The sequence below is a fragment of the Pedococcus sp. NPDC057267 genome (assembly GCF_042668795.1).
Classification (GTDB): Bacteria; Actinomycetota; Actinomycetes; order Actinomycetales; family Dermatophilaceae; genus Pedococcus.
In genome coordinates this window covers 1-6,318 of the sequence record NZ_JBHUYG010000155.1, presented here as the reverse complement: position 1 = coordinate 6,318, position 6,318 = coordinate 1, and the positions used below count along the sequence as shown (strand labels likewise).

General features: G+C 73.8%; 6 protein-coding genes. 2 read left to right on the top strand and 4 right to left on the bottom strand.

Annotated features, from left to right (window positions below; genetic code table 11):
• Positions 1-60 precede the first annotated feature (60 nt).
• The 3 genes from ACFUC1_RS20015 to ACFUC1_RS20005 all read right to left on the bottom strand — a co-directional run bounded on the left by ACFUC1_RS20015 (position 61) and on the right by ACFUC1_RS20005 (position 3,303).
• Positions 61-441: a HesB/IscA family protein gene (locus ACFUC1_RS20015; protein WP_379122968.1), complete on the bottom strand. Its 381-nt coding sequence runs from the start codon at positions 439-441 to the stop codon at positions 61-63.
• 95 nt (positions 442-536) lie between these two features.
• On the bottom strand, positions 537-1,703 hold the full coding sequence (locus ACFUC1_RS20010) for a glycerate kinase (RefSeq protein WP_379122966.1): 1,167 nt from the start codon (positions 1,701-1,703) through the stop codon (positions 537-539).
• A 34-nt stretch (positions 1,704-1,737) separates the two neighbouring features.
• Positions 1,738-3,303 carry a DEAD/DEAH box helicase gene (locus ACFUC1_RS20005; protein WP_379122964.1) on the bottom strand — a complete coding sequence of 522 codons (1,566 nt, stop codon included), beginning with the start codon at positions 3,301-3,303 and terminating at the stop codon, positions 1,738-1,740.
• A gap of 199 nt (positions 3,304-3,502) precedes the next feature.
• Here ACFUC1_RS20005 and ACFUC1_RS20000 point away from each other — a divergent pair, with 199 nt between their 5' ends.
• Complete coding sequence (locus ACFUC1_RS20000) at positions 3,503-3,727, top strand: hypothetical protein (protein ID WP_379122962.1); 225 nt, start codon at positions 3,503-3,505, stop codon at positions 3,725-3,727.
• Between the two features lie 90 nt (positions 3,728-3,817).
• Here ACFUC1_RS20000 and ACFUC1_RS19995 read toward each other — a convergent pair whose 3' ends face one another.
• Complete coding sequence (locus ACFUC1_RS19995; protein ID WP_379122960.1) at positions 3,818-4,927, bottom strand: alpha/beta hydrolase; 1,110 nt, start codon at positions 4,925-4,927, stop codon at positions 3,818-3,820.
• Positions 4,928-5,108: 181 nt separating this feature from the next.
• On the opposite strand from ACFUC1_RS19995, the gene nadA reads away from it, so the two are divergent.
• Positions 5,109-6,305 carry a quinolinate synthase NadA gene (gene nadA, locus ACFUC1_RS19990; protein ID WP_379122958.1) on the top strand — a complete coding sequence of 399 codons (1,197 nt, stop codon included), beginning with the start codon at positions 5,109-5,111 and terminating at the stop codon, positions 6,303-6,305.
• The last annotated feature ends 13 nt before the right edge of the window (positions 6,306-6,318 follow it).

The following is a 6,318-nucleotide window of genomic DNA, read 5'->3' as shown; positions in this document are numbered from 1 at the left end:
GCACCAGCTGGTGCGGGGCCCTTCGCGACAGCCGACCCGGCGGTGCCGGGTCGGGCGGGGTCAGCTGAAGCTGTCGCCGCAGGCGCAGGAGCTGCCCGCGTTGGGGTTGTCGATGGTGAACCCCTGCTTCTCGATGGTGTCGGCGAAGTCGATCGTCGCGCCGTCGAGGTAGGGCGCGCTCATCCGGTCCACGACGACCTCGACACCGTCGAAGTCGCGCAGCAGGTCACCGTCGAGGGTGCGCTCGTCGAAGTAGAGCTGGTAGATGAGGCCGGAGCAGCCACCGGGCTGCACGCCCACGCGCAGGCGCAGGTCGTCACGACCCTCCTGCTCGAGCAGGGACTTGACCTTGCCCGCGGCGACGTCGGTGAGCAGCACGCCGTGCGTGGCCTCGGCGGGCGTCTCGGTCGCGGCCGGAGCGGTCTGGTCCTGAACACTCATGGTGATGCGTCCTTCATGTCGGTGGAGGTGGGCCACTCGGGCCAACCCACGGTCGGTGCAGATTGTTCCCGCACCGCTTCCACTGTACGTCGTCCTCAGCGCTGGGGTGACCAGGTGGCCGCGACGCGGGCGGCGCGGCGGGCGAGCGTGCCCACGGGGTCGGCCATGGCGGCCTCGACCTGCTCCGGCGTCTCGGCCACGGCATACGTCCCCGACAGCCCCAGCGTCATCGCCTCGCGACGCCCGACCAGGGTCTGGCCCGCCAGGACCACGCTCGGGGTCGCGGTCTCGAGGGCGAGGCCGGCCACGCCCGCCACGACCTTGCCCTGCAGGCTCTGCCAGTCGAAGCTGCCCTCCCCCGTGACGACGAGGTCGGCGGCGGCGAGCAGGTCGCGCAGGCCCACTGCCCCCAGCACCTCGGCCACGCCGCTGACGCGGGAGGCCCCGAGCAGGTACAGGCCGTAGCCCAGCCCCCCGGCTGCGCCCGCGCCGGGCTCCTTGTCGAGGCGTCGCGGCTTGCCGCTGAGCAGGTCGGTCTGCTCGGGCACGGTGCGGCGGACCACCTCCACGAACCGGCCGAGTGCCCTCTCGAGCGCCTGTGCCAGCTCGGGCGAGGCCCCCTTCTGCGGGCCGAACACCGCGGAGGCGCCCTGGAGCCCGAGCAGCGGTGACTCGACGTCGCTCGCGAGCACCAGCTCGACCCCCGCGAACCTGGCGCGCGCGGCGTCGAGGCCGCCGAGGGCGTCGTCACCGATGTCGGCGAGCGCCAGGCCGCCCCGGGCGAGCTCCTCGGCAGCCCCGACGCCGAGGGCCGCCAGCATGCCGGCCCCGCCGTCGTTGGTGCCGCTGCCGCCGAGGCCGACGACGATGCGGGTGGCACCGGCCTCGAGCGCGGCGTCGAGCAGCTGCCCGACCCCCCAGGTGCTCGTGACGGCCGGGTTGCGCTCGTCGGCGGCCAACAGGTGCAGGCCCGCCGCCTGCGCGGACTCGAGGTATGCCGTGCGGGCGCCGCCGGCATCGACCAGGAGCACCGCCGCCGGGACCTCGCGGCCGAGCGGGTCGGCCACCGTGACGACGACCGTCTCGGCCTCCGGCCGGGCGCTGGCGAGCACGTCGATGAAGCCCGGGCCGCCGTCGGACAGCGGGACGAGGGTGAGCAGGTCGTGCGGCGCCGACTCGCGCCAGCCCTGGGCGATGGCCTCGGCCGCCTGCTGGGCGGTCAGCGTGCCGGTGAAGCAGTCCGGGGCGATGACGACGTGCACGCGACGAGGCTACCGGCGCGCGACGCCGCCGACGTCAGCGACCGCGTCGGGTGCCGGCCCTGCTCCCGGAGGAGAAGGCCGCCGCTCCCCCGGACCTCGGCGTGGAGGTGGAGTAGGCGGTGCTCGACCCGCCGCCCGACCGGCGTCGCGAGCCGCCCGCACCCTGGGCGCCGTCGCCCCGTCGGGCCGCGTCACGGCCGCGTCCGTCGCCGGACTGCGCCGGGCTGCCCGGGCGCTGGCCGCCGCTCGTGCCGCGGGTGCTCGTACCGCGGGTGCTCGTGCCGCCGCTGGTCGCGCGGGTGCTCGTGCCGCCGCTGGTCCCGCGGCCGCGACGTCGACCCGACCCGCCGCGGCCGTTGCCGGCACCCTGGCCCGCCGTTGCGCTCGCGCCGCCGTTCGTGGCCGGGGCGGCCTGGAACGCGCCTGCGAAGGTCCGCTCCCCCTGCGCCACCTCGCTGAGGATCGGGTGGCCGAGGTGCACGCGGGTCGTCGTCGGGTTGATGCCCGCCTTGCGGGTGAGGTCGCGCACGTCGCGGACCTGCTCGTCGGTCATGAGGGTGACGACGGTGCCGCTGGAGCCGGCGCGCGCGGTGCGGCCCGAGCGGTGCAGGTAGGCCTTGTGCTCGACGGGCGGGTCGGCGTGGATCACCAGGCCCACGTCGTCGACGTGGATGCCGCGAGCAGCGATGTCGGTCGCGACCAGCGTCGTCGCGCTGCCGTCGTGGAAGGCCTCGAGGTTGCGGGTCCGGGCGTTCTGGCCCAGGTTGCCGTGCAGCTCGACGGCGGGGACACCCGAGGAGTTGAGCTGGCGGGCCAGCTTCTTGGCCCGGTGCTTGGTGCGCGTGAACACGACCGTCCGGCCCGGGGCCGCGGCGAGGTCGAGCAGGACCGGGAAGTGGGCGTCGGGGCGCAGGTGGAACACGTGGTGCGTCATCTGCGCGACCGGCGACTGGGCCGAGTCGGCCTCGTGCGTGACCGGCGAGCTGAGGTAGCGCTTGACCAGGACGTTGACGCCGCTGTCGAGGGTGGCCGAGAAGAGCAGCCGCTGGCCACCCGCGGGGGTCGCGTCCAGCAGCCGGCGCACGGCGGGCAGGAACCCGAGGTCGGCCATGTGGTCGGCCTCGTCCAGCACGGTGACCTCGACGGCGTCGAGGCTCACGTGCCCCTGGCCGATGAGGTCCTCCAGCCGGCCGGGGCAGGCCAGGACGACGTCGACGCCGGCCTGGAGGCCGCGGACCTGCGGGTTCTGCCCCACACCGCCGAAGACGGTCTGGCTGCGCAGGCCCAGGACCGCTGCGAGCGGCGCCATCGCCGCCTCGATCTGGAGGACCAGCTCACGGGTCGGGGCCAGGACCAGCGCACGCGGGCGGCCGGGGCGGCGGGCGGTGCCGCTGGCGGCGAGCCGGGTCAGCAGGGGCAGGAGGAAGGCGTACGTCTTGCCGGAGCCGGTGCGGCCGCGGCCGAGCACGTCGCGCCCGGCCAGCGAGTCCGGGAGGGTCGCGGCCTGGATCGGGGTCGGGGTGGTGATGCCGCGCTCGGCGAGCAGGTCGACGAGCGTGCTGGGCACGCCGAGGCGCGCGAAGGTGGTGTCAACGGACACGGGTGGGTACTCCAGAGGTCAGAGAGGCGTTCCGCCGGGCGGGCCACAGTGGGCCGCAGCACACAGGAGGGAGATCGCGAGGCGCCCGTGGCGAAACTGTCCGGGCGACCTACCAAGTCTACCTGCCGGGACGCCCGGGCCACGACCGGGAGGGGGGTGGCGCACGCGAGCCGCCTCGAATGGGTGGACACTGGGAGGCATGTCCACTCGCCCCCCGAGCAAACGCGCCCACCTGCAGAACAGCCCGTTCAACCGCGACACCAAGCCGGTCGAGCACCCCACCTTCGCCGTCGGTGACCGGGTGTCCCACGACCGCCACGGCCTCGGGTCAGTGGTCAAGCTGGACGACGACCGGGTCGTCGTGCGCTTCGGCGACCAGCACGTCAGCGTGGCGCGCAGCAGCCCCAAGATCCACCTGCTCTGATCCCGGTCCCCGCTTACCCGGTCCCCCCTGACCCGGTCCCCCCTTACCCGGCCCTCCCGCACCCGGCCCGGGCGCGGAGGCCCCGGAGGGTCATCGCGCCGCGAAGCCCGGGAGGTTTGCGCCGAGCCACTGCAGGGCGCCCGGCATCTCCGACTCCCAGAGCTGCACCCGGTGCCCACCGGACTTGAGCAGGTCGGTGGTCACCGACAGCGGCGGCCGGACCTCCTTGAGGAACTCCGCGGTCGGGGGGTAGGAGTAGCGATCCTGCTTGCTCGACTGCACCCACATGGCCAGAGCCGGCGGGTGGTGCCGGGCGAGGGCGACCAGGTCGTACCGCAGCGGGGTGAACCTCCCGAACGGCTCGTAGGCGAAGGTGAACTCAGGCCGGAATGTGCCGCTGAACTCGATGTCGCCGCCGAACACGTCGGGGTGGAGCATGCCCACCATCGCGGCGCACCAGCCCCCTTCCGAGTAGCCCATGACCGCCCAGGACGCGCGGTCGGTCGCGACCCGGAAGTGCGAGGTCACGAAGCGCGGGACGTCGCTCGACAACCAGGTCTCGATCTGCGGCGTCCCAGGCGGTCCGTTCACGCACTCACCGTCGAGGGACAGCGGGAAGTTGTTCTGGGGCATCACCACGATGCTCGGGGCGATCCGGTGGGCCGCCACCTCCGCGTCGAGCGCGCCCTGGATGTTCAGGCCGGTGAGCCACCCGGACGGTGTTGCGGGTATGCCGTGCAGCGCCTCGATCACCGGGTAGCGGTGGTTGGATCGCGGGTCGTAGCCCTGGGGTAGGAGGACGAGGACCTGGCCCGTGAGCCCGCTGCGCGGGCCGGTCACCTCGTAGGTCTGGAGCCGCCCCGTCGAGCGCAACGTGGGGAGGAGGGCCGGCGGCGGTGCCAACGGGCTCTTGAGGTGCTTGGCCACAGCAGCCCGGGCGGACGTCCCGTGGTGGGTGATGGTGACGGGTGAGCGCGCCCCCAGCAGGTCGCTCCAGCTGACGTAGAAGCCGAAGTGGTCGTTGGCGAGGACCCCGACGAACGTCAGCACCACGAGGTTGAGTGCCGCGATCCCACCGCTTCGCGTCGCTATCGCGACCCAGCGTCGACGCACGACCGGGAGGCCGGCAGCGAGGACGATGAACAGGACCACGGCGACCACGCCGAGCAGGACCGGCAGCGCGGTTCCCGTCAGCGACATGTCTCCGCCCTCCCCGACACGACGTCATGGCGACCGCGGAGCAGGAGGAGGACGCGGGCCTCGGGTGGTCGCACGCGTCCATGCTCAGGTGCGGCCCTTCGAGCCTGCTGCGTGCGGGCTGGGAGTTCCCTGAGGCCGAGCGGCCGACTCCCTGCTGCGCCCCGCGGCATACGATGCGGGCGTGAGCACCACCTCCGCGACGCCGCGCAACGCCCCGCTCCCCCTGCTGGTCCTGGGCCACGGGACCGACCTGCACACCGAACGGGGGGTCGAGTGCCCCGGCGACCTGCCGGCACCCTCCGACCCCGGCCTCGTCGCGCGGGCGCGTGCCGCGAAGGCGGCCCTCGGCGACCGGGTCTTCGTGCTGGGCCACCACTACCAGCGGGACGAGGTCATCGAGTTCGCCGACGTCACCGGCGACTCGTTCAAGCTGGCCAGGGACGCCGCGGCGCGGCCGGACGCGCCGTACATCGTGTTCTGCGGCGTGCACTTCATGGCCGAGTCGGCCGACATCCTGACGAGCGACGAGCAGACGGTGATCCTCCCGGACCTGGCCGCCGGGTGCTCCATGGCGGACATGGCCGCGATCCAGCAGGTCGAGGACGCGTGGGAGGACCTCGTCGCCGCCGGGGTCGCCGACCGCACCGTGCCGGTCACCTACATGAACTCCTCGGCCGCCATCAAGGCCTTCACCGGGCGCCACGGCGGCACGGTGTGCACCTCCTCGAACGCGAGGACGGCGCTGTCCTGGGCGCTGGAGCAGGCCGGCGAGGGCGGCAAGGTGCTGTTCCTGCCCGACCAGCACCTCGGCCGCAACACCTACGTCCGCGACCTCGGCGGCGCGCTCGAGGACTGCGTCGTCTGGGACCCCCACAAGCCGAACGGCGGCCTGACCCGCGAGCAGCTCGACGCGGCCACCATGGTCCTGTGGCGCGGGCACTGCTCGGTGCACGGCCGGTTCACCCTCGAGGCCGTCGAGCAGGCCCGGCGCGACATCCCCGGGGTCAAGGTCATCGTCCACCCCGAGTGCCGCCATGACGTCGTCGAGGCGGCCGACGAGGTCGGCTCGACGGAGAAGATCATCGCGACGATCGCGGCCGCACCGGCCGGCACGTCGTGGGTGGTCGGCACCGAGCTCAACCTCGTGCGCCGGCTCGCCGAGCAGTTCCCCGAGCAGCGGATCGCGTTCCTGGAGAAGAACGTCTGCTACTGCTCGACGATGAACCGGATCGACCTGCCGCACCTCGTCTGGGCGCTGGAGTCCCTGGTCCAGGGCCGCGTGGTCAACCCCATCCGGGTCGACCCCGACGTCGCGCACTGGGCCCGCGTGGCCCTCGACCAGATGCTCGCCCTGCCCGGGCCCACCAGCCGCGACTGACCCCGGCCTGCGG

Coding starts and splice junctions, on each gene's coding strand:
- ACFUC1_RS20015 (WP_379122968.1), bottom strand. CDS start 441: ATGAGTGTTCAGGACCAGACCGCTCCGGCCGCGACCGAGACGCCCGCC.
- ACFUC1_RS19995 (WP_379122960.1), bottom strand. CDS start 4,927: ATGTCGCTGACGGGAACCGCGCTGCCGGTCCTGCTCGGCGTGGTCGCC.
- ACFUC1_RS20000 (WP_379122962.1), top strand. CDS start 3,503: ATGTCCACTCGCCCCCCGAGCAAACGCGCCCACCTGCAGAACAGCCCG.